At 72.6% G+C, this 23,164-nt stretch carries 12 protein-coding genes and 1 pseudogene; 3 read left to right on the forward strand and 10 right to left on the reverse strand.

Annotation, left to right across the window (positions count from 1 at the left end):
• Positions 1–36: 36 nt before the first annotated feature.
• The 5 genes and pseudogenes from GLX30_RS12785 to GLX30_RS12805 all read right to left on the reverse strand — a co-directional run bounded on the left by GLX30_RS12785 (position 37) and on the right by GLX30_RS12805 (position 10,537).
• Entirely contained in the window at positions 37–1,434 is a 1,398-nt protein-coding gene (locus GLX30_RS12785; RefSeq protein WP_159687576.1) for a dipeptidase, read from the reverse strand.
• Positions 1,435–1,444: 10 nt separating this feature from the next.
• Positions 1,445–5,155, reverse strand: coding sequence for an ATP-dependent DNA helicase (locus GLX30_RS12790; protein WP_159687579.1), 3,711 nt, complete (start codon positions 5,153–5,155; stop codon positions 1,445–1,447).
• A gap of 171 nt (positions 5,156–5,326) precedes the next feature.
• Entirely contained in the window at positions 5,327–6,445 is a 1,119-nt protein-coding gene (locus GLX30_RS12795) for a hypothetical protein (protein ID WP_159687582.1), read from the reverse strand.
• 104 nt (positions 6,446–6,549) lie between these two features.
• Positions 6,550–9,917: pseudogene (locus tag GLX30_RS12800) on the reverse strand (ATP-dependent DNA helicase).
• A 269-nt stretch (positions 9,918–10,186) separates the two neighbouring features.
• Positions 10,187–10,537 carry an MGMT family protein gene (locus GLX30_RS12805; RefSeq protein WP_208545407.1) on the reverse strand — a complete coding sequence of 117 codons (351 nt, stop codon included), beginning with the start codon at positions 10,535–10,537 and terminating at the stop codon, positions 10,187–10,189.
• A gap of 314 nt (positions 10,538–10,851) precedes the next feature.
• Here GLX30_RS12805 and GLX30_RS12810 point away from each other — a divergent pair, with 314 nt between their 5' ends.
• The 3 genes from GLX30_RS12810 to GLX30_RS12820 all read left to right on the forward strand — a co-directional run bounded on the left by GLX30_RS12810 (position 10,852) and on the right by GLX30_RS12820 (position 16,875).
• Positions 10,852–13,536 carry a lysylphosphatidylglycerol synthase transmembrane domain-containing protein gene (locus tag GLX30_RS12810; protein WP_159687588.1) on the forward strand — a complete coding sequence of 895 codons (2,685 nt, stop codon included), beginning with the start codon at positions 10,852–10,854 and terminating at the stop codon, positions 13,534–13,536.
• A 131-nt stretch (positions 13,537–13,667) separates the two neighbouring features.
• Positions 13,668–15,224, forward strand: coding sequence for an alpha/beta hydrolase (locus tag GLX30_RS12815; RefSeq protein WP_159687592.1), 1,557 nt, complete (start codon positions 13,668–13,670; stop codon positions 15,222–15,224).
• Between the two features lie 61 nt (positions 15,225–15,285).
• Positions 15,286–16,875 (forward strand): alpha/beta hydrolase, encoded by a 1,590-nt coding sequence (locus tag GLX30_RS12820; RefSeq protein WP_167306819.1) that lies wholly within the window; start codon positions 15,286–15,288, stop codon positions 16,873–16,875.
• A gap of 73 nt (positions 16,876–16,948) precedes the next feature.
• Here the strand turns inward: GLX30_RS12820 and moeZ are convergent, their stop codons facing one another.
• The 5 genes from moeZ to GLX30_RS12845 all read right to left on the reverse strand — a co-directional run bounded on the left by moeZ (position 16,949) and on the right by GLX30_RS12845 (position 23,089).
• On the reverse strand, positions 16,949–18,127 hold the full coding sequence (moeZ, locus tag GLX30_RS12825; protein ID WP_159687595.1) for an adenylyltransferase/sulfurtransferase MoeZ: 1,179 nt from the start codon (positions 18,125–18,127) through the stop codon (positions 16,949–16,951).
• A gap of 63 nt (positions 18,128–18,190) precedes the next feature.
• Entirely contained in the window at positions 18,191–18,952 is a 762-nt protein-coding gene (locus tag GLX30_RS12830; RefSeq protein WP_159687597.1) for a spherulation-specific family 4 protein, read from the reverse strand.
• On the reverse strand, positions 18,940–19,899 hold the full coding sequence (locus GLX30_RS12835; RefSeq protein ID WP_159687600.1) for an NAD-dependent epimerase/dehydratase: 960 nt from the start codon (positions 19,897–19,899) through the stop codon (positions 18,940–18,942). Before GLX30_RS12835 ends, GLX30_RS12830 begins: the two co-directional genes overlap by 13 nt.
• A gap of 155 nt (positions 19,900–20,054) precedes the next feature.
• Positions 20,055–21,422 carry a hypothetical protein gene (locus tag GLX30_RS12840; protein WP_159687603.1) on the reverse strand — a complete coding sequence of 456 codons (1,368 nt, stop codon included), beginning with the start codon at positions 21,420–21,422 and terminating at the stop codon, positions 20,055–20,057.
• On the reverse strand, positions 21,419–23,089 hold the full coding sequence (locus GLX30_RS12845; protein ID WP_159687607.1) for a DUF3492 domain-containing protein: 1,671 nt from the start codon (positions 23,087–23,089) through the stop codon (positions 21,419–21,421). Before GLX30_RS12845 ends, GLX30_RS12840 begins: the two co-directional genes overlap by 4 nt.
• Positions 23,090–23,164: the final 75 nt, after the last annotated feature.

The following is a 23,164-nucleotide window of genomic DNA, read 5'->3' on the forward strand; positions in this document are numbered from 1 at the left end:
TCTTCCATCTCCCCCGGGGCGGATCGGGACATCGGTTCAGCGAAGGGTGCGGGCCATGTCGTCCCACAGATGGGCGGTCGTCTCCACTCCCTTGAGGAGCAGTTCGAGCTCGACCTTCTCGTTCGGTGCGTGCCAGCCGTCGGACGGTACGGAGATGCCCAGGAACAGCACGGGCGCCGCGAGGACGTCCTGGAGGTCGGCCGCCGGTCCCGAACCGCCCTCGCGGGTGAAGCGGATCTTGTGACCGTCGAAGGCACGGCCCATGGCGCGTACGACCGCCCGAAGGGCCGGGTGGTCGAGCGGCGTCAGGCAGGGCCGGGTGGCGGCCCCGAAGACGATCTCGTGCCGGATGCCGGCCGGGACGCGGGAGTCGACCCAGTCGGTGACGGCGCGTTCGATCTTGTCGGGTTCCTGGCCGGCGACCAGCCGGAAGGACAGTTTCAGCTGCGCGGACGACGGGATGATCGTCTTACCGCCGGGGCCCTGATAGCCGCCGCCGATGCCGTTCAGCTCGGCCGTCGGGCGGGCCCAGACGCGCTCGAGCGTGGAGTAGCCGGCTTCGCCGAGCGTCCCGTGGGACTTCGCGGTGCGCAGCCAGGTCTCCTCGTCGAACGGAAGCTCGGCGAACAGCTCACGCTCCTCGTCGGTGAGCGGTGCGACGCCTTCGTAGAAGCCGGGGATCGTGACCTGCTCGTTCTCGTCGTGCAGCGCGGCCACCAGGCGGGCGGCGACGGTAGCGGGGTTGGGGACGGCGCCGCCGAACGAGCCGGAGTGGATGTCCTGGTCGGGGCCGTGCAGCGTGATCTCGCAGTCGGCCAGGCCGCGCATGCCGGTGCAGACGGTCGGCGTGGTCTCGGACCACATGCCGGTGTCGGAGACGATCACGGCGTCTGCGGCGAGGCGGCGCGCCTGCTGTTCCACGAGTGCGCGGAAGTGCGGGGAGCCGGACTCCTCCTCGCCCTCGACCAGCAGCTTGAGGTTGACCGCTGGGGCGGTACGACCGGTGGCCGCGAGGTGGGCGCGCACGCCGAGTGTGTGGAAGAACACCTGCCCCTTGTCGTCGGCGGCGCCGCGGCCGTACATCCGGCCGTCGGCGATCAGAGGCTCGAACGGGTCGGAGTGCCAGCCGTCCTCACGGGCGGCGGGCTGCACGTCGTGGTGGCCGTAGACCAGCACGGTGGGCGCGTCCGGGTCGCCGGAGGGCCACTCGGCGTAGACCGCGGGGGCGCCGGGGGTGGGCCAGATCTCGGCGACCGGGAAGCCGGTCTCCGCCAGCTTGCCCGCGAGCCATTCGGCGCTGCGCCGTACGTCCCCGTCGTGCTCCGGCTGTGCCGACACGGACGGGATGCGCAGCCACTCGGCGAGGTCGTCGAGGAAGGCGGCGCGGTGCTGCTGTATGTACGTGCGGACGGCGTTGTCCGGGGTCTCGCTCATGCTCTTGAGCCTAACGGGCGCCGGCACCGGACCGGTCGGCCGTCCCGCCCAGCAGGATGCGCTCCAGGCCGGGGCGATCGGGGAGGACGTCGGGGTGCACGATCTCTCCGGTGCGTACGAACACGAACGTGGCGGTCACCGCGTCGAGCGGTATGCCGTGCTGCTCGGCCCACGCGAGGCGGTAGACGGCGAGCTGGAGGGGGTCCGCGACGCCGCTGCGCGCCGTCTTCCAGTCGACGATCTCGTACGTGTTCTCACCCGTCCGGTACACGGCGTCGATCCGGCCCCGCACGACCCGGCCGGCCAGGGTGAACTGGAACGGCGCCTCGACGCGGTACGGGGTGCGGCGGGCGTACGGCGTGCGCTCGAAGGCCTCCTTGAGCGTGGCGAGGTCCTGCTCGTCCGCGATCTCGTGCTCGTCGGCGCCGCCCGGCAGCTCGTCGGGGCCGAGCATGGGCAGGGCGAGTTCCTCGAAACGCGACTCCACCCAGGCGTGGAACCGGGTGCCCCTGCGGGCCGCGGGCTGCGGAGGACGGGGCATGGGGCGGGCGAGCTCCTGGGCGAAGCCGTCGGGGTCGGCGGCGAGGCGCAGCAGCTGGGAGGCGGAGAGGGAGGCCGGCACAAGGACCTCACGGACGGTCGCGCGGGTACGGCGCAGTTCACCGGTGAGCGCGTCGAGGTCCCGGTCCCAGGACGCGATGGCGCGGGCCTCTTCGGGAGTGAGTGCCTCCCCCCTTTCGTTCCTTCCCGATGTCCGGTGCGGGCTTTCGGCCCGCCGGGGAGCAGAGGGGTACGCGGCGGCTTCGGCCCCTCCGGGGACGGCGACGGGGACGCGCTCGGGGTGCGGGGACGGCTGATGCGGGACGGTCGGCGCCGGAGGCGGCGGTGCGAACGGGTCGTCCTCCGGGGGCTCGGTCGGCCAGTCCCAATCCTCCGTGTCGGCCGAGGGGACCACCACGGAACCGGGGTCGGCGGAGGTCACCGTCACGGACCCCGGCCCGGACCCGGGCCGGCTTTCGAGGTCGGTCTCGAACTCCGGCGTGGAGCCGAACTCGGCCTCGGACTCGGGCCCGCAGGCGACCTCGGAGTCGAACTCCGGCTCAGGCTCGGGCTCCGGTCCGGGCTCGGATCCGGATCCGCGTACGTGGTCGACGTCGGTCTCGGCCGACGCACCCGCCGCGGAGCCGGCCCCGCTCGGCGCCGCCGACAGCGCTTCGAGGTGCGCCATGACCGTGTCCGCCGCTGTCCGGCGGCGGGCCAGCGAGACCTGGTCCAGGGGCAGTGGCCAGGCGTGGTCCGCGGTGGCCGTGCCGAGCGCAGGGTTCTCCGCGTCCTCCTCGGGCTCGTCCGCCCAGACCTCGATCTCGCCGTGACCCTGCTCGCAGTGGTCGTACAGGGCCTTGAGGAACGCCGACGGGCCGCGCCGCCGCTTCTGGCTGGGGCCCCACCAGTGCGCGGAGCCGAGGAGGAGCGAGCGTGGGCGCGTGAAGGTCACGTAGCCCAGCCGCAGTTCCTCCGTGTGCTGGTGGTCCTTCATCGCCTCCTTGAAGGCCTTCAGTCCCCCCGCGTCCCACGACTCGACGTCCGGCAGTGTGTCCGCGTCGCCGCGCAGGGCGTGCGGGAGGACCTTGCTCTGCGACGTCCAGGCCTCCCGGGCCTGGTCGTTCGGGAAGTGCTTGGCGACGAGCCCCGGCACGGCGACGACGTCCCACTCGAGGCCCTTGGACTTGTGCGCGGTGAGCACCTTGACCGTGTTCTCACCCCCAGGAAGCGCGTTGTCGAGCCCCTTCTCGTACTGCGCGGCGGTACGCAGGAAGCCGAGGAACGCCAGCAGTGTCGCCTCCCCGTCCAGCGCGGCGAAACCGGCGGCGATGTCCAGGAAGTTGGCGAGGGTCTCCCGGCGGCGGGCGGCCAGCGCGTGCGGCGAGGCGGACAGTTCGACCTCGAGGCCGGTGGTGGAGAGCACCCGGTGCAGGACGTCCATCAGCGGGTCGGCCAGTGAGCGGCGCAGGTCACGCAGTTCGGCGGCGAGGCGGGCGAAGCGGACCCGTGCCTCCGCGGAGAAGGGGAGGCCGTCCTCCTCGCCTCCGGCCGAATCCAGGAACGTGTCGAGCGCGTCGGCGAGCGAGACGATCTCCGCGGGGTCGGTGCCCTCCACCGCCGCGGCGAGCCGCCGCTCCGGATCGTCGTCCGCAGAGGCGTGGTGGACGAGCAGTCGCGCGCGGCGGCCGAGCAGCGCCAGGTCGCGCGGCCCGATCCGCCACCGGGGGCCGGTGAGGATACGCACGAGTGAGGCGTTGGCGCCCGGGTCCTGGAGCACCTCGCACATCGCCACCAGGTCGGCGACCTCCGGCAGGTGCAGCAGCCCGGAGAGGCCGACGACCTCGACCGGGACGTCGCGGGCGACCAGGGCACCCTGGATCTCGGGGAAGTCTCCCGCGGTACGGCACAGGACCGCGATCTCGCCCGGCTCCTTGCCGGTGCGGACCAGGTGCGCGATGGAGTCGGCCAGCCACTCGATCTCCTCCGCGTGCGTCGGGAGCAGCGCGCAGCGCACGATGCCGTCCCGCTCCGCGCCGGGCGCGGGCCGCAGTGCCTCGACCCCCTCGTGCATGGCGCGCAGCGGCGTCGCGAGGCCGTTGGCGAGGTGCAGCAGACGCCCGCCGCTGCGGCGGTTCTCGCTGAGCGAGTAGCGGTCGGCGGGACGGCCGTCGGAGTGGGGGAAGTGGACGGGGAAGTCGTCGAGGTTGGCGACGGACGCCCCGCGCCAGCCGTAGATCGCCTGGCAGGGGTCGCCGACCGCGGTGACGGCGTGGCCCGTGCCCTGCCCGAACAGTCCGGACAGCAGCAACCGCTGGGCCACCGACGTGTCCTGGTACTCGTCGAGCAGGACGACCCTGAACTCGTCGCGGAGGAGGGTGCCCACCTCGGGGCGGGTGAGTGCGAGCTCGGCGGACAGGGCGATCTGGTCGCCGAAGTCGAGCAGGTCCCGCTGCCGCTTGGCCGCCCGGTAACGCAGGGTCAGGTCGAGCAGCTCGCGGCGCGCCGCGGCGGCCTCCGGGACCTTACGGAGGTCCGCGTTGGTCAGCCGGGCGCCTTCGAGGGTGCGGAGCAGCTCCGCGTCGTAATCCTCGAGGCGGCCGGGAGGCACCAGGTGCTCGGCGAGCTCCGCGTCGAGCGCGAGCAGGTCGCTCACGAGGGAGGGGAAGGAGCGGGTGAGCGCCGGGTACGGTCCCGGGGCCTCCCGCAGCACGCGGGCGGCGAGCTGGTAGCGGGTGGCGTCGGCGAGCAGCCGGGCGGTCGGCTCGAGTCCGATGCGCAGGCCGTGGTCCTTGAGGAGCTGGCCGGCGAAGGCGTGGTAGGTGGAGATGCGCGGCTCGCCGACCGGGGTGTCGCCGCCGAAGAACGAGGAAGGGTCGCCGGGGTCGATGGCGTCGGGGTCGGTCACACCGGCCCGGACGAGGGCGGTGCGGACACGCTCGGCGAGCTCGCCCGCGGCCTTGTTGGTGAAGGTGAGCCCGAGCACCTGGTCGGGCGCCACCTGGCCGGTACCGACGAGCCAGACCACCCGGGCCGCCATGACCGTCGTCTTTCCCGAACCGGCCCCGGCCACGATGACCTGCGGGGCGGGCGGCGCGGTGATGCAGGCCGTCTGCTCCGGGGTGAAGGGGATGCCGAGGAGCTCCTTGAGCTGCTCGGGGTCGGTGATACGTGCGGTCACCCCGTAGAGGCTAACGGGGACCACTGACAGCAGTGGTCCCCCTGTGTCCGCCGACCGGACACCGGCTTCCGAACCCTGGATGCCGACGGCGCCGCCACAGCAAGGAAGCCCGGTGCTGGGGACCGCAGCCCGCAGCCCATGGCCGCGCACGCCCGCGGCCCGTACCGGTCCCTAGGACGCGTTCGCACCGTCCGCGGCCGTTCCCGCGCCGGAGCCGGTGTCGCTGCCGGACTCCGAATCGACCCCTTCGTCGGTGACCAGACCTTCGGCGTCGGAACCCGATCCGTCACCGGTCTCCGTGTCGGCATCGGTGTCCTGGGCCGAACCGGAGCCCTGGTCCGAGCCGGTGCCCGCGTCCGCCTCCTGGTTTTCACCGGCTTCCGTGCCGGCCCCGATGCCGACGTCCGCTCCCATGTCCGGCTGCCCGTCCGTGCCGCTCCCTTCCCCGGACTGCGTGGCGCCCGCCTCGAAGCCGAGGCCCGCGCCCCCGGTCAGATTGCCCAGGTCGACCACTTCCTCCGCCGGCGGCGCCTCGACCTCGACCGGCTCGTCGTAGTGGGAGAGGACGATCGTGCCGGTCTCGTCGCCGCCGGCCTTCACGATCTTGAGGACATACGGCTTGCCCTCCTTCGCGACGTGGACCGTCGTCGTCCTGTCCTGCTCCTGCTTCACGAGCGTCACCGTCGGTACGCCCTCGACCTGGGAGTCCGGGCCCTTGGTCATCTGCTTCCGGTCCGCCTCGTCCACGTCCATCTGCGCGAACATCGCCTTGAGGTCGCAGACGCGGTCCAGGTCCTTGACGGTCCCGGTGGGCATCTTGACCCACCGGGACTGCAGGAGTTCCACGACGGCATCGCTGTCCACGCCGGGGGACTCGGAGGAACGCTCGCGCAGTGAGGCGCTCCAGAACTGCTCGTCGCCCTTGAGGTACATGACCTCGGACACCTGGCGGAGTTCCGCCCTGCCTCCCTTGACGCCGAGCAGGCCGCTGCATTTTTCGCCGGAGTCGAGGGCGAGGTCGATGGAGACCGGCTCGCCGTCCTTCTCGATCCGGCCCGCCATGGCCAGGGACTTGGCGGCTCTGGTGGCCGCGACCGCCTTGTCGGCGATCTGCCCCGCGTCGAGGCCCTCCAGCGATTCGCCGTCGCCGCTCGTCACGGCCGCCGGCCCCCTTCGCTCCCCGGAGGCTCCCTTGGCCTTGATGTCACCGTCCTGGGAACAGCCCGCCAGCACGATGACGGCACTGAGGCAGACCACCGCCGTCGCCAGGGACTTCCGCTTGGCCGTCATGTTGTCTCTCCTCGCAGATCCGGATGGTCCCGCCACGACCGGTCGCGGTGGCCGGGAACTCCATTGGATCTGCGTGAATGTGACATTGCATGACAAAACTCCGGTCATTCCACTATTTGGCGGCCCTCCGGCTGCGCGCTGCACGACGCCCGGAACGCGCAGTGGGCGCAGTGCTGCCCGGTGGAGGGCGTGAAGCGCTCGTCGAGCACCCGGCCGGCCGCTGTGGCGAGCAGGTCCCCCACCCACTCGCCGTTGAGCGCCTCCTGCGCCTGGACCTTGGGCAGGGCGTCGCCGCCCTCCTTCTTGGCGGCCGGCTGCCGCAGCTGTACCAACTCGGCGCCGCCCGCCTCCGGACGGTTCCCGCCGAACACCTCGTCCACCGCGCCCTCGCGGACGGCCAGCTGGTACACGGCGAGCTGGGGATGGCGGGCGACCTCGTCCTTCGTGGGCGTCTGCTTGCCCGTCTTGAAGTCGACGACATAGGCACGGCCCTGCTCGTCCTGCTCGACGCGGTCCATGGAGCCGCGGATGCGCACCTCGAACCCGCCCGCCTCCAACGTGACGTCGAAGTCGTGCTCGGTGGCGGCGGGGCGGCGTCCGCCGCGGTCCATGACGTGCCAACGCAGGAAGCGCTCGAGCGCGGCGCGCGCGTGACCTTTCTCCTGCTGCGATTTCCAGGGGGCGTCGAAGACGAGCGCGTCCCACACCGAGTCGAGGCGCTCCATGAGGACGGCGAGGTCGGCGGGGGTACGGCCGGAGGCGACCTCGTCGGCGAGTACGTGCACGACGTTGCCGAAGCCCTGGGCGGCGGTCGCGGGCGCGTCGGCCTTCACCTCCCGGCCGAGGAACCACTGGAGCGCGCAGCTGTTGGCCAGCTGGTCGAGCGCGCTGCCGGAGAGCGTGACGGGCTGGTCCCGGTCCCGCAGCGGCTTCGCACTGTGGGTGGCGTCGTACAGGCCCCACCAGCGGTACGGGTGCGCGGAAGGCACCAGCGGCTGGCCCTCCTCGTCGGTCAGCGCCGCGAGACGGGCCAGTCGGCGGGCGGCGGCCTCTCGCAACCGCGGTGAGGCGTCCGGATCGACGGTGGTGGCGCGCAGCTCGGCGACGAGCGGGGCGACGGCCAGCGGACGGCGCGGACGGCCGGTCACATCGCGTGGCTCGACGCCCAGTTCGGCCAGGAAGCGGGAAGGCTGGTCACCGTCGTCGGCCGGGGCCTTGACCGCGGTGACGACGAGACGGTCGCGGGCTCGGGTGGCCGCCACGTAGAACAGCCTGCGCTCCTCCGCCAGCAGGGCGCCGGGGGTGAGCGGCTCGGCGAGACCGTCCCACCCGATACGGTCGGCCTCCAGGAGGGAACCCCGGCGCCGGAGATCGGGCCACAGGCCCTCCTGCACACCGGCGACCACCACGAGGCTCCACTCCAGGCCCTTCGAGCGGTGCGCGGTCATCAGCCGTACGGCCTCCGGGCGGACCTCCCGCCTGGAGAGGGTGTCGGCGGCGATGTCCTGCGCTTCGAGCTCCTCGATGAAGTTGAGCGCGCCACGGCCGCCGGTGCGCTCCTCCGCGCGCGCCGCCGTCTCGAAGAGCGCGCAGACGGCGTCGAGATCACGGTCGGCGTTGCGGCCGGCCGCGCCGCCGCGGAACGCCGCACGCTCCAGGCGCTGCGGCCACGGGGTGCCGTCCCACAGCAGCCACAGGGCCTCTTCGGCGGTGCCTCCGCCTTCCAGGAGTTCGCGCGCCTTGCGCAGGAGGGCGCCGAGCCGCTGGGCGCCGCGGGCGTACGCCGGGTCGTGCGCGACAAGGCGCTCGGGCTCGGCGAGCGCGCGGGCGAGAAGCTGGTCGGACGGCGGCGGCAGGGCGTTGCCTCCGGCCCGCTCCTCGTCGCGCAGCGCCCTGCCGAGACGGCGCAGGTCTGCGGTGTCCATGCCGCCGAGCGGCGAGGTCAGGAGGGTGAGCGCGGTCTCGGTGTCGATCCAGAGGGCGGCCTCGGGACCGGCCTCCCGCTCCTCGCCCGCCTCCTCCGGATCCCCGGTGACCGCGGCCACCCCGCCGTCATCGGCCCCCTCAGCCATCTCCTCCGGATCCCCGGTGACCGCGGCCACCCCGCCGTCATCGGCCCCCGCGCCCGCTCCCTCGGGAACGGGCGCGGGCACGGTTGCGGGCGACGCTTCCACCGGGCGGCCGGCGGCCGCCGTCGCGACCGTGCGCAAGGCGGTCAGAAGCGGCGCCACCGCCGGTTCATGGCGCAGGGCCACGTCGTCGCCGTCGATCTCGAGGGGTACGCCCGCCGACGTCAGGGCGCGCCGCATGGAGGGGATGGTGCGGCCGCCCGCCCGGACGAGAACCGCCATCTCGTGCCAGGGGACGCCGTCCTCGAGATGGGCGCGGCGCAGGATGTCCGCGATGTTGTCCAGCTCTGTGGAGGCCGTCGGATAGGTGTACGCCTCGACGCGGCCGCCCTCGCGGGCCGCCGCCAGTTCGCGGTGGGCGCGGACCTTGCCGGCCGGCAGCCGTGTCAGCGGCATCCGGCGGGTCAGCAGCCGGGTCGCCGCCAGGAGGGCGGCTCCGCTGCGCCGGGACGTGGTCAGCACGGCGACGCCGGCGGGACTGCCGTCGGCGCGGGGGAAGGCGTCGGGGAAGTCGAGGATGCCGTTGACGTCCGCGCCGCGGAACGCGTAGATCGACTGGTCGGGATCGCCGAAGGCGACGAGAGTCCGCCCGCCGCCCGCCAGCGCGCGCAGCAGCCGCACCTGGGCCGGGTCGGTGTCCTGGTACTCGTCCACGAACACCGCGTCGTAGGCGGGCAGCGCCACCTCCTCGGCCAGCAGGACCGCCCGGTGCACCAGTTCCGCGTAGTCGAGCACGCCCTGGAGGTCGAGGACGTCCAGGTATTCGGCGAGGAACGAGGCGGCGGCCCCCAGTCGGGCCGGCCGATGCGGGCGGCGAAGCGGGCGAGGGAGTCCGGGCCGAGACCAAGCTCCCGGCTCCGGGCCAGCACGGCTCGGACCTCGTCGGCGAAGCCGCGGGTGGTCAGGCACGCCCGCAGTTCGTCGGGCCAGCGGACGCCGGGCATGCCGATCTGGCCTGCGAGGAGTTCCCGCACGGCGACGTCCTGCTCCGGACCCGACAGCAGGCGCAGCGGTTCGGCGAACAGGTCGGCGTCCTGATGCGAGCGGACCAGCGCGTAGCAGTAGGAGTGGAACGTCGTGGCCTGCGGTCCACGCGCGCCGCCGAGCCGCAGCGCCATCCGGTCGCGCAGTTCCACCGCCGCTTTGCGGCTGAAGGTGAGGACGAGGATGCGAGAAGGGTCCGTGCCCGCCGCGATACGAGCCGCGACGGCCTCGACGAGCGTGGTCGTCTTGCCGGTGCCGGGTCCGGCGAGCACCAGAAGCGGTCCGTCTCCATGGTCAACCACAGAGCGCTGGGCGGCGTCCAGATGAGGGGGATTCACGGGGCCCGGAGGGGTTCGCACCAGCCGGTACGCGCCCGGGGACCTTCCGCCCCGCCCGTGCGGGCGCGGGAGAACCCCCTGCCGTACCTGCTGCGGGTACGGCACATGCCCGCTGGTGGAGGAGGAGCTCACGTGGATCGCCGGTCCTGGTGGGTGTGCTGGTGATGAGAGTGCGGTGCGTGCCGCGCGCTGAAGACGCTACGCCAGGCGCCCGGGTGCGGACGGCGGAGCCGTCCCGTACCCCGTACGGTCCTCGGAGTCCCCGCCCTGTCGCCGCTTGGCGGAAGCTGTCATATGTGAGCTTCGTCGCTTCGCGTCCCGGCGCCGTCCCACCGTGCGCGTTTCATGTCGAGGCGCGGCACATGCCCCTGGGCGGCGTGGGACGCTGCACGCAGCGGGGTCCCTTCTTCGCGGTACCGGTCGAGGGCGCGCAGCTCGTGGCCCGGCAGCAGGACGCCGTCGGAGCGCACCACCCGCCACCACGGCACGGCGCCGCCGTACAGCGCCATGACGCGGCCGACCTGGCGGGGTCCGCCTTCGCCGAGCCACTCCGCGACGTCCCCGTAGGTCATGACCCGGCCCGGCGGGATCCGCTCGGCGACCTCCAGAACCCGCTCGGCGTACTCAGGCAGCTCGTCCATCCGACCCATCCTGCCGCACGGCACCGACAATGCCGGGGCCGTGACGACCACGAAGCGGACCGCTCCGGCGGGGAGCGGTGTGAGGGGAAGAGGCGCGGCTTCAAGGCCGGCGGCCGCGCCGGCCCTGGGCGTGAAGACCGCGACACGGAGAGGGAGAATCAGCACATGGGAGGCAAAGAGGGGTACCGATCGCGCCTCGCGACCCCGCATTGCACCCTGATGCCCCCCTCTGTCGTCCGGTCGTGCCACCATCGTGCGGGCGGTGACTGGTGATACGAGATCAAGAAGAGACCGAGACGGCGAAGGAGCAGGGCGTGCAGCCGAAGGCAGCAGGCACCCCTGATTCCGAGCCGCACCCGGAGAAGGCGGTTCCCGGCAAGGAGACACCGGCGGCCGGGGCACCGGAGGCCGAGGTGGCCCACGCGGACCAGGTCTCCGGGGACGAGCCGCTGCTCGCCGCGCGCGTGCACCGCCCGTCGGACCTGATGCGGCTGCTGATCGGCATTCTCGTCATCGCGGTCGTGCTGGCCGTCGCCGCCTTCGCGCAGGGCACCACGAGCGGTCTCGAACAGGACATCAACAAGGGCACCGGGCAGGCCCCCGACCTGCTGGTCAAGATCGCCGGCCTGGTCTCCAGCATCGCCGTGCTGCTCGTGCCGGTCGCGTTCGCCATCGAGCGGCTGATCAAGCGCGACGGTCTGCGGATCGCGGACGGCGTGCTCGCCGCGGTCCTCGCCCACGGTGTCACCCTCGCCACCGACCTCTGGGTGGCCAGGGGCGCCCCCGGCTCGCTCCAGGACGCGCTGACCCAGCAGCAGACCGGCGGAGAGCTGACCGATCCGGTGCACGGGTACCTGGCGCCGGTCATCGCCTATATGACGGCGGTGGGCATGGCCCGCAGACCCCGCTGGCGCGTGGTCCTGTGGATGGTGCTGATGCTCGACGCCTTCGCGATGCTCGTCGCCGGCTACACCACCCCGTTCTCGGTGCTGCTGACCGTGCTGCTGGGCTGGACCGTCGCGTACGGCACCCTCTACGCCGTCGGCTCACCGAACGTCCGGCCCACCGGCCGGAACCTGCTCGCCGGCCTGCGTCATGTCGGGTTCCGCCCGGTGACCGCGATGCGTGCGGAGGACGACGCCCCGGAGAGTGCGGACCAGGACCGCGGGCGCCGCTATCTGGTGTCGCTGGAGGACGGCCCGCCGCTGGACGTCACCGTCGTCGACCGCGAGCAGCAGGCGCAGGGCTTCTTCTACCGCGTGTGGCGCCGGCTGACCCTGCGCTCGATCACGACCCGCCGTTCCATCCAGTCACTGCGTCAGGCGCTGGAGCAGGAGGCTCTGCTCGCGTACGCGGCGATCGCCGCCGGTGCCAACGCGCCCAAGCTGATCGCCACGTCGGAGCTCGGTCCCGACGCCGTGATGCTCGTGTACGAGCACTCCGGCGGCCGTTCCCTGGACTCCCTGGCGGACCAGGAGATCACGGACGACGTGGTGCGCGGCGCCTGGCGCCAGGTGAAGGCGCTCCAGTCGCGCCGCATCGCGCACCGCCGGCTCGCCGGCGACGCCATCCTGGTCGACCCGGACGGCCGGGCGATCATCACTGATCTGCGCGGCGGCGAGATCGCCGCGGGCGACATGGTGCTCCGGATGGACATCGCCCAACTGCTGACGACCCTGGGCCTGCGGGTGGGCGCCGAACGGGCCGTGGCCGCGGCGGTCGAGGTGCTCGGCCCCGACAAGATCGCCGACTGCCTGCCGCTCCTCCAGCCGATCGCCCTGAGCCGCTCGACCAGGGCCACCCTGCGCCATCAGGCACGCGAGCGTGCCCAGCGCGAGAGGGAGGCGGTGCTGGAGGCGTCGGAGGCGGCGAAGCGGGCCCGTACGGAGGAGCCCTCCGCCGACGACCGCAAGGCGGTCCGCAAGGTGGAGCGCGCGGAGAAGCAGGCCGACAAGCGCGCCATGGACGAGGCCATGGACGAGGTGCGCGAGGAGGATCTGCTGTCCCAGATCCGCCGGCAGGTGCTGCTGATCAGACCGCAGGCTCCCGTGGAGCCCGTCCGTCTGGAGCGGATCAGGCCCCGCACGCTCCTCAGCTTCATCGCCGGTGCGGTCGCCGCGTACTTCCTGCTGTCGCAGATCGCCGGCATCGACTTCGGCACCGTCTTCGCGAACGCCCACTGGGGCTGGGTCGCGGCGGCCCTGCTGTTCTCCGTGCTCAGCTACTTCGCGGCGGCGATGAGCCTGCTGGGCTTCGTCCCCGAGCGGGTCGGCTTCCTGCGGACGGTGCTGGCGCAGGTCGCCGGGTCGTTCGTCAAGATCGTCGCCCCTGCGGCGGTCGGCGGCGTGGCCCTGAACACCCGGTTCCTCCAGCGCTCCGGTGTCCGGCCGGGTCTCGCCGTGGCCAGTGTCGGCGCCTCGCAGCTGTTCGGGCTCGGCGCGCACATCATGCTGCTGCTGTCCTTCGGCTACCTGACCGGCACGGAGAAGACGGCGTCGCTCACCCCGTCCAGGACGGTGATCGCCGGGCTGCTGACGGTCGCCGTGCTGGTGCTCGTGGTGACGGCGATCCCCTTCCTGCGGAAGTTCGTGGTGACCCGGCTGCGGTCACTGTTCGCCGGCGTCGTGCCGCGCATGCTGGACGTGCTGCAGAGGCCGGGGAAGCTGATCACGGGCATCGGCGGGATGCTGCTGCTGACGGGTGTGTTCGTGCTGTGTCTGGACGCGTCGGTCCGGGCGTTCGACGGCGGGCACCAGCCGGTGAGCTACGCGAGCATCGCCGTGGTGTTCCTCGCGGGCAACGCACTGGGGTCGGCGGCGCCGACGCCCGGAGGTGTGGGTGCCGTCGAGGGCGCGCTGCTCGGCGGTCTGGTGCTGGTGGGCGTACCGGGGGACGTCGCCGCGCCCGCGGTGCTGCTGTACCGGACGATGACGCTGTGGCTGCCGGTCCTGCCGGGCTGGTTCGCCTTCACGCACCTCACCCGCCAGGGCTCTCTCTGACTTGCCGCCGGGCGGCCTGACGGCCCGCCGGCGGCCCGGCGGCAAGTCACCCGTCCGGCGCAGCGCCACAGCCTCCACCCGCATGGACCGTCGCCCGTGCGGGGTACGCGGTGGCGGCGCACGATGGCGACATGCCGATAACCTCCTCCGCCGCGCGCTCCGCGGCCGCCGCCTCCGTGACAGCCGCACTGCTGGCCGCCGTCGGATGTTCCGACGGAGGGAACGGCGGCGAGGACCGGCCGAAGGACCTCGCCTCGCAGCAGCTCGAATGGCGGCCGTGCCCCGCCCCGTCGGAGGCGGAGGGCGGCGGTCCGGCGCCGTCGCCGCTGCCGGGAGGGACGAAGTGGGAGTGCTCCTTCATGGACGTCCCGCTGGACTACGCGAAACCGGACGGCGAGACCATCGAGCTGGCCCTGATCCGGGCACCGGCGCGCGACACCGCGAACCGCATCGGCTCCCTCGTCTTCAACTTCGGCGGGCCGGGCGCCTCCGGGGTGCACACCCTGCCGTCCCTCGGCTCCGACTACGAGGACCTCCGGGCCCGCTACGACCTGGTGAGCTTCGATCCGCGGGGAGTCGGCCGCAGCGTTCCCGTGGAGTGCCTGGACGACAGGGAGATGGACGAGTACGCGGCCGAGGACCCGACGCCCGACGACGCAGCCGAGGAGAAGACCTTCCTGGAAGGCATCGAGGACTTCACCGACTCCTGCGAGGAGAACTCCGGTGACGAGCTCCCGTACGTCGGCACCGTCAACGCCGCACGGGACCTGGACCTGATGCGCCAGGTCCTCGGCGACGACAAGCTCCACTACTTCGGCATCTCGTACGGCACGGAGCTGGGCGGCGTCTACGCCCACCTGTACCCGAAGAACATCGGCCGGGCCGTGTTCGACGCCGTCGTCGACCCGACGCAGGACTCCGTCCAGAGCGCACTCGGCCAGGTCAGAGGCTTCCAGCAGGCTCTCACCAACTTCTCGGAGGACTGCTTGGAGCGCGGCGACGCGTGCCGGCTCCCCGGCTCGTCCGTGCAGGAGATCCAGGACTGGATCATCGGTTTCCTGGACCGGCTCGACAAGAAGCCCATCCCGGGGATCGGCGAGCGGATGCTCACCGAAGGGCAGGCCGCGAACGGAATCATCCAGACGCTCTACTCCAAGGAGTACTGGAAGCTGCTGGAGCAGGGCCTCGACGAGGCGGACGGCGGCAACGGAGCCCTGCTGATGGCGTTCTCCGACGCGCTGAACGGGCGCTCCGAGAACGGCACCTACAGCAACATCCAGGCGGCGGGCACGGCCATCGGCTGTGTCGACACCAAGGCCCGCTACACCGTCGACCAGGCCAAGGCCATGGTGCCCGAGTTCCAGAAGGCCTCCCCCGTCTTCGGCGAGTACCTCGCCTGGGGGCAGGCGAGCTGCGGCAAGTGGCCGGTCCCGGGCACCTGGGACCACCCGGACGTCTCGGCGCCCGGCGCGCCGCCCATCGTGGTGGTCGGCAACACCGGCGACCCGGCGACGCCCTACAAGGGCACGAAGGCGATGGCCGATGCGCTGGGCAAGGGCGTCGCGGTCCGGGTCACGTACGAGGGCGAGGGGCACGGCTCGTACGGCAGCAGCGCCTGCGTCCAGAGGGCCGTGGACGGCTACCTGCTGAACGGCAAGGTCCCCTCCGACGGCACCGTGTGCACGTAGCCCGGCGGATGCCCTGCCTAGGATGTCGAAACTGTCTTCGACGACCGTTGGGATGTGTGGGATGAGTCAGCGGATGCGAGCGGTGGCCCTGGCGACGGCGACGCTCCTCGTGGCAGCCGGCGCGGCCGGATGCAGCACCGACGGGGGCAACGGGGCCGTCGACGGGCGCAACAGCGACTCCCCGTCCGCCGCCGGCTCCTCCCCCGCCGTGAGTCCTCCCGGTGATCCCGCCCTGCCGGCCGTGCTGACCGGCCAGAAGCCCGAGTGGAAGCGCTGCGAGGCCCCGACCAAGGCGCACGGCAGCGCGGCACAGGCGCCCGGAGGGCAGTGGCAGTGCGCCACCGTCGAGGCGCCACTGGACTACGGCGACCCGGCCGGGGAGACCATCGGCATCGCGCTGATCCGCTCCAAGGCCGAGGGCCCCGGGAAGCGCATCGGCTCGCTGCTCTTCAACTTCGGCGGTCCCGGCGGGTCCGGCGTGGCGGCGCTGCCCGCGGCGGCCCAGGGCTACGACAGCCTGCACAGCCGCTACGACCTGGTCGGATTCGATCCGCGCGGCGTGGCGGAGAGCTCCGCGGTGGTGTGCCGTGGCGACGAGGAGACGGCCAGGTCCCTGGGCCTGGACGCCACCCCGGACACCGCGGCGGAGGAGAAGACCTACATGGCCGACGCGGCGTCCTTCGGCAAGGGCTGCGCCGAGCGGTCCGGCCGCGTCGTCCCGCACGTCGGCACGGCGAACGCCGCACGCGACATGGATCTGATACGCCACGTCCTCGGCGACGACAAGCTCCACTACCTGGGCTTCTCCTACGGCACGGAACTGGGCGGCGTCTACGCCCACCTGTATCCGAAGAATGTCGGGCGGCTGGTCCTCGACGCCGTGGTCGACCCGTCCGCCGACTACGCCGGGCACTCGCGCAACCAGGCACGCGGGTTCCAGCGCGCGCTGGAGAACTACTTCAAGAGCCGGGGCATCAGCGCGGAGGAAGGCACCGGACGCATCGTGAAACTGCTGCGGCAGCTCGACCGCAGGCCGATGCCCACGGCCGACGGACGACGGCTCACCGAGAGCCTCGCGCTGACCGGGATCATCCAGCCGCTGTACTCGCAGAGCAGCTGGAAGTACCTGACCCAGGCACTGGACGCCGCGGAGCGCGGCAACGGCACGGGGCTGCTGCTGATGGCAGACTCGTACAACGACCGTGACAAGACCGGCCGTTACGGCACCCAGAGCCACTCGCAGCGCGCCATATCGTGCGCCGACGCCAAGGGCCGGGTGCTGCCCGCCGAGGTGCGGTCCCGTCATCTCGCCGAGTTCACCGAGGTGTCCCCGGTCTTCGGCCCGTATCTGGCGTGGGACCTGGCCGGCTGGTGCGCCGAGTGGCCGGTGGCCGGCGAGTGGGAGACGCCGGAGGTCTCCGCAGACGGCGCGGCGCCGATCCTCGTGATCGGTACGACGGGCGACCCGGCGACTCCGTACGAGGGTGCGAGGAAGATGGCCGACGAGCTCGGCAAGGGCGTCGGGGTGCTGATCACCAACAAGGGTGAGGGCCACGGCGCGTACGGAAGCGGGAAGTGCGTGACGGAGACCGTGGACGCCTATCTGCTCGAGGGCGAGGTGCCGCGGAACGGCAGGACCTGTACCTCCTGAAACGCCCGCCGCCGGGACGACGAAGGCCCCGGACCGCTCGACGCGGTCCGGGGCCCGTCCGTTGCCAGGGCGATCAGTAGACCGGCTTCTCCGGCTCGATCTGGTTGACCCAGCCGATGACGCCGCCGCCGACGTGCACCGCGTCGGCGAAGCCCGCCGACTTCAGCACGGCGAGGACTTCCGCACTGCGGACACCCGTCTTGCAATGCAGGACGATCTTCCGGTCCTGGGGCAGATCCTGGAGGGCGGTGCCCATCAGGAACTCGTTCTTCGGGATCAGCCGGGCGCCCGGGATCGAGACGATCTCGTACTCGTTGACCTCGCGGACATCGATGATGTCGATGTTCTCGCCGTCGTCGATCCACTCCTTGAGCTGCTTGGGAGTGATCGTCGCGCCGGCCGCCGCCTCCTGGGCCTCCTCGGACACGACGCCGCAGAAGGCCTCGTAGTCGATGAGCTCGGTGACGGTGGGGTTCTCGCCGCAGACCGCGCAGTTCGGGTCCTTGCGGACCTTCACCTGGCGGTACTGCATCTCGAGGGCGTCGTAGATCATGAGCCGGCCCACCAGCGGCTCACCGATGCCCGCGAGCAGCTTGATAGCCTCGTTGACCTGGATCGAACCGATGGACGCGCAGAGCACACCCAGCACGCCGCCCTCGGCGCAGCTCGGGACCATGCCCGGCGGCGGGGGCTCCGGGTAGAGGCAGCGGTAGCAGGGCCCGTGCTCGGACCAGAAGACGGAGGCCTGGCCGTCGAAGCGGTAGATCGAACCCCACACGTACGGCTTGTTCAGAAGCACACACGCGTCGTTGACCAGGTAGCGCGTGGCGAAGTTGTCCGTGCCGTCGACGATCAGGTCGTACTGGCTGAAGATCTCCATCACGTTGTCGGCCTCGAGCCGCTCTTCGTGGAGGACGACGTTCACGTACGGATTGATGCCCTTGACGCTGTCACGGGCGGATTCGGCCTTGGAACGGCCGATGTCGGCCTGGCTGTGGATGATCTGGCGCTGCAGGTTCGACTCGTCGACCTCGTCGAACTCCACGATGCCGAGCGTGCCGACACCGGCGGCCGCCAGGTACATCAGGGCCGGCGAACCGAGTCCGCCCGCACCCACGGCGAGCACCTTGGCGTTCTTCAGCCGCTTCTGCCCGTCCATCCCGACATCCGGGATGATCAGGTGGCGGGAGTACCTGCGGACCTCGTCTACGGTGAGCTCGGCTGCGGGCTCGACCAGGGGTGGCAGCGACACGGGGGCTCCGTCGGTCGGTATGTCAGTACGGTTGTTCTCCTCGTAACACTGCCACGGCCCTTCTCATTCCGAGACACCACGTCCGATCTGCGAGACGATTTCGTCCCAGTAACCGGGCAGTGTCTCGAATGGACCGATATGCCCCTTCCCCTCCCATCGGCCGCCCCGGTCGGTGAAGAAGATGGTGCCCGCGCCCTGCCACCGGGCGATGCGGGTGGCCTCCTCCAGGTGCGTGCGGGGCACACCGTGGACGAAATGGACGAACCGTTCCGGCGGATATTCGGCCGTCCACTCCGCCACCTGTGACCAGCGGTACTCCGCCCACGGCCCGGAAAAGGTGACCAACTGGTCCGCGGCCTCCGCGTAGCCGGGGTACGGGTGAGAACCGTGCCCCAGCACGATGTGCCCTCCGTCCACCACGGCATCCAGGGTCGCGGTGGTCCGGCGCACGTTCGCCAGATCGGCCCGTTCCGTGGGACAGCGGTCCAGCAGGAAGCCGTCGACCTTGTACCAGTCGAAGAAGTGCTGGGCGTCACGCACCACGTCGCCGAAGGTCCGCGATCCGTGGGACATGTCGAGGTGCCCCAGGACGCGCACGCCGGCGTTGCGCAGCCTGCCGACGGCGTCCAGACAGTGGGGGTCGGGCCGGTCGCCCGGCCCTGCGGCGACGTTGAGGACGACCCAGTGCAGCGGTGTCCCCGGCCGGGTCAGCTCGGCCCATTCGGTGGGAGCGAGCAAGGGGTGCGCGTAACCGGGGACACCGAACCCCAGTCTTTCGGCGCCGGTGGCGGACAGTTGTGTGTCCGTGGTGGTCAAATGCGGCATGCCGCCTCCATCCAGATGTCGGCGAGGGACTCCTCGAGGTTGATACGGGGACGCCAGCCGAGCCGGTCGCGGGCGGTGCGCACGTCCGCCTGCTGCCAGGTTCCGCAGCCGTCCGGATAAGGGGAGGGGGTCGCGGCGAGGTGCTCGACGATCGACTCGGAGCGCGGGCTGCCGATGACCGGGCGTCCGGGCGGCGCGTCCAACTCGTGCAGGGCGCCCGCGTAACCGGCGACCCTGGCGAGGATCGACGCGGCGTCCCTGAGCTTCACGGCCCGGCCGGTGCCGATGTTGACGACGCCCTGCGCCGCCGAGAGCGAGGCGGCGTGCACGGCGCGCGCCACATCACGCACGTCGACGAAGTCGCGCTGCACGCCGAGGCCGCTGAGCTTGAGCTCCCCGTCGCCGGACTGCATGGCGCGCCGCATGGCTTCGGCGAGCCGGCCGAGCGGGGAGCCGGCCGGCGTGCCGGGGCCGACGGGAGAGAACACGCGCAGGACGACGGCGTCCAGACCCGAGCCGAGCACCAGCTCGGTGGCGGCGAGCTTGCTCACCCCGTAGGGGCCGCCGGGGCGGGGGACGGCGTCCTCCGCGGTCGACGAGCCCTGCTGCGAGGGGCCGTACTCGGACGCGCAGCCGACCTGGACCAGCCGGGCGCCGCAGCCGCTGCGGCGCAGCGCCTCACAGACGGTCGCGACAGCGACGGTGTTGTGCCTGGTCAGTTCACGGGCGCCGCCGCGGGTGGCGCCCGCGCAGTTGATGACGACACCGGGGTGCACGGCGCCCAGGAAGCGGGTCAGCGCTCCCGGACTGCCGCCGGACAGGTCGAAGCGGACATCGGCGTCGTCGCCGCGGCCCAGAGCGGTGAGGTGCACGGCCGGGTCGGCGAGCAGCCGGTCGGCGACGAAGCGGCCGAGGAATCCATTGGCACCGAGCAGGAGCACCCTCATCGCGCGGCTCCTCGGGGCCGACGGGCCGGAGCTGGGTGTTGCGGTGTCATGTGGCTCTCTCCTTAGGGATGTTGCTGTCGGTGCCATGGCGGCCGGTTACTCCGGGGTGTCGGCTCCGCGGAGTGCGGCGGATGCGCCGGCGGCGTCAGAGCAGGTCAGGGGGTGTGTGCCGAGGCCCGGGCCAGGGCCGGTACGGCGTGGGCGAGCAGCCCGAGCGCGGCGACGCCACAGGCGAGAGCCGGTACGGCCGCCACTCCCCAGGCGGCGACGATCGCCTCCACGGGACGGTCCAGGGCTGCGAGACCGGGCAGGCGTCCCGCCAGCAGCAGCGCCGGGGCGGCTGCTTCGGCGGCGCACGCGGCGGCCAGGGCGGTGGCCGCGGGTCCCGCGAAGCCGTGGACGATGAGCAGACGCGCGAGGAACAGCAGCGCGCCGAGCGCGGCGGTCGGGACGAGTGCGTCGCCGGGGAGCACCGCACCGGTCGCCGCGAGCAGTGCCAGGAGCGTGCCGGTGTAGAGGACGAGCGACACGAGGAGCAGCGGCCGGGCGCCGGCGGCGAACTCGTCGAGCCCCCGACTCCGTTCGAGCCTGCGCCGGGCGAGCACGGAGAAGAGGTGGGCGCACCAGGCCGCCGGGGCGACGGCCAGCGCGAGCCCGACGAGCGGTGCGGGGTCCAGGGGCCAGGCGCCGTCGGGGCCGCCGGTGGTCACCTCGCGCAGGAGCCCTTGGCCGTAGGCGGCATGGGCGAGCAGGCACAGCGTCCACATCCGTACGGAGGCGACGGTGCGGCCCTTCGCGCGCAGGGGCCCGCGCCGCAGGCACAGCGCGACCGTGACGGCCACCGCGGCGGCGCCGGCCACGCCCACCACGAGCCGGAGCGCACCGTCGGTGGCCGCGGCGCCGGCGACGGTGAGGGCGCACACGGCGCCCGGCAGCAGCGCCAGGAGGAGCCCCGGGGCGGGGAAGGCCCGGCCGGCGCGCGGATCGGCGGCGCGCGCCGGCCGGACGGGGGCGGCGGTGTGCTCCTTGGCTCGCGGCACACGCGCGTACATCTCCTCGGCGAGAGCGAACACATCGCGGTGGCGGAAGCGTGCCGCGGTGCGGTCCGTGACTCCGTGCGCCTCGAGGCCCGCCGCGATCTCCAGCGGGTCGACGGCCTGCTCGCACAGGTCGCGGTGGCGGTGCATGAGCGCCTTGACCGGGTCGGCCGGCCCCCGGCGTCCTTGCCGTGCACCGCCGGCGCCACCGTCCGCGGCGGCCGAGGCCCGCGGCGGCTGCCCGGGGCGTACGGTCTCCGTCCGGCCGTCGTCCGTCCGGGTCCCAGGTCGCGGTGCGGCGCCGGCCTCCGGTGACGGCTCTGCCGCCCCGTCCGGCCGGTGGCCCGCGACCGCGTCGGCGGTCGCGGTGGCCAGTTCCTCGTGGAGCTGGGTGAGGGCCGCGAGGGCCAGGGCCGGGTCGGGCGCCCGCCCGACGGTTGCCGGTTCCGCGTGCGCCGGGCTCCCGGTGACTCTCGGGGCCGTCATGGCTGTGTCTCCTTCGCCGTCTCCGGTGGAGCTCCGGCCGCGACGAGACGCGGCTCCTCCGCCCAGCTCGGGGTACGGGGGCGGGCCGTCGCGCCGGTCCAGGGGGCCGGGACGTGACACTCGGCCGGGTGCGCGAAGGGCAGCGGTCCGCCGTCGGCGCCGACGACGTCCCGCTGGACCGGTGAGTGCGACATCAGCTCCAGATAGATGCCGCGAAATGCCGTCAGGTTCTGTTCCACGGTGAAGAGTTCGAGTGCGCGGGCGCGCGCCGCGGCGCCCAGCCGCTCCCGCCGTGCCCCGTCACGCAACAGGGAGACACAGGCGTCCGCGAGCGCCCGCGGATTGCGCGGGGGCACGACGAGGCCGGTGCCGCCGATGACCTCCACGACCGCGCCCACGTCCGTGGACACGGTCGCGCGACCGCAGAACATCGCCTCCACGAGGCTGATCGGGAAGCCCTCGACGACGCTGGACAGGACGACCACGCCCCCTGCCGCGTAGGCGTCGACGAGTTCCGGCGCCTCGGGGCCGCCGATCTCCTCGAAGGAGACCGGGTTGTCGCCCACGGCATGGGCACCGTCGGCCTCGTCGGGAAAGAGCTGGGCGGCGAGCGCCTTGCAGTGGGCGAGGTAGGTGACCGCCTCCGGGCTCTGCACGGGCGCGCCGAACAACCGGAGCCTGGTGAGCGGTTCCGCCTTGCGGATCTCGGCGAAGGCGTGGAGCAGGGAGATGAGGTCCTTGGACGGCTCGATCCGTCCGACCCAGACGAGAGTGTGCGGATCACCGGTGTCGGCACTCTCGCCGACAGCCGCGAAACGATCCGCCTCCATGCCGGGATAGACGGTGCGCAGCTTTTCGCGGGCCGCTCCGCACCTCTCCTGCCAGCGCCGTGCGTGGGTGTTGCCGGGCGTGATGACGGACGCCTGCCGGTAGACCTCCGCGGCCAGCCGACCGTGGAAAGCGGCGAGGAGGGCCCGGACCGGTGCGCTCAGCCCGGCGTCGGTGGCCGCGAGGTAGTGGGCGCGCAGTTGGACGCCGTACTCGGTGACCAGCAGCGGGACTCCGCAGAAGCGTTTGGCCAACAGGCCGGGCAAGGCCGCCGGTCCACCTCCCGCGGCATGGCAGAGGTCGACCGCGCCGAGGCCGTCCTCGTCGTACCAGTCGAGGAGCAGGGGGCGCAGGGCCCGCTCGAGCCGGTCCGCGAAGGCGAGGTGGTCCACCACCGTCGCGCCGTGGACGGTGCGGCGTGTGCCGGGTGCCCGGCAGGCCGACTCGAGGGCGCGCACGGCCGTCTCGGAGCGGAGGGCGGCGTACAGCCCGCCGTGCTCACGGGCGAGTTCGCCCAGTCCGTACAGCCCGTCGGCGAATCCGTCGCCGTCGGCGCACACCGCGGCGGCGAGGTCCTTGAAATGGCCCGCGAAGCGCCGGCGTTCACGTCGCCCGTAGGTCCGCCCGTCGTCCGCCGGCGCCCACAGGGCCGCCGTGCGCACCCTGCGAACCTGCGGGGGCAGCTGGAGGCAGCCGTGCTTCTCCTGCTGAGCGCTCCGGCTGAGGGCGTACAGGTCGAACTCGTGCTGCTCGAGCCCGCGCACCAGCCGGTCGCACCAGAGCCTGGACTCACCGGTCGCATACGGATAACCACCCTCCGTAAGCAGTCCGATCCGCACAGGTGCACCCCCGATCTTCCCTTGTGGGCGGCCGCCGTCGATTTCCGGCGACTCACAGCGGAACGACGTTAAGCG

The sequence above is a fragment of the Streptomyces sp. Tu 2975 genome, assembly GCF_009832925.1.
Taxonomy (GTDB): domain Bacteria; phylum Actinomycetota; class Actinomycetes; order Streptomycetales; family Streptomycetaceae; genus Streptomyces.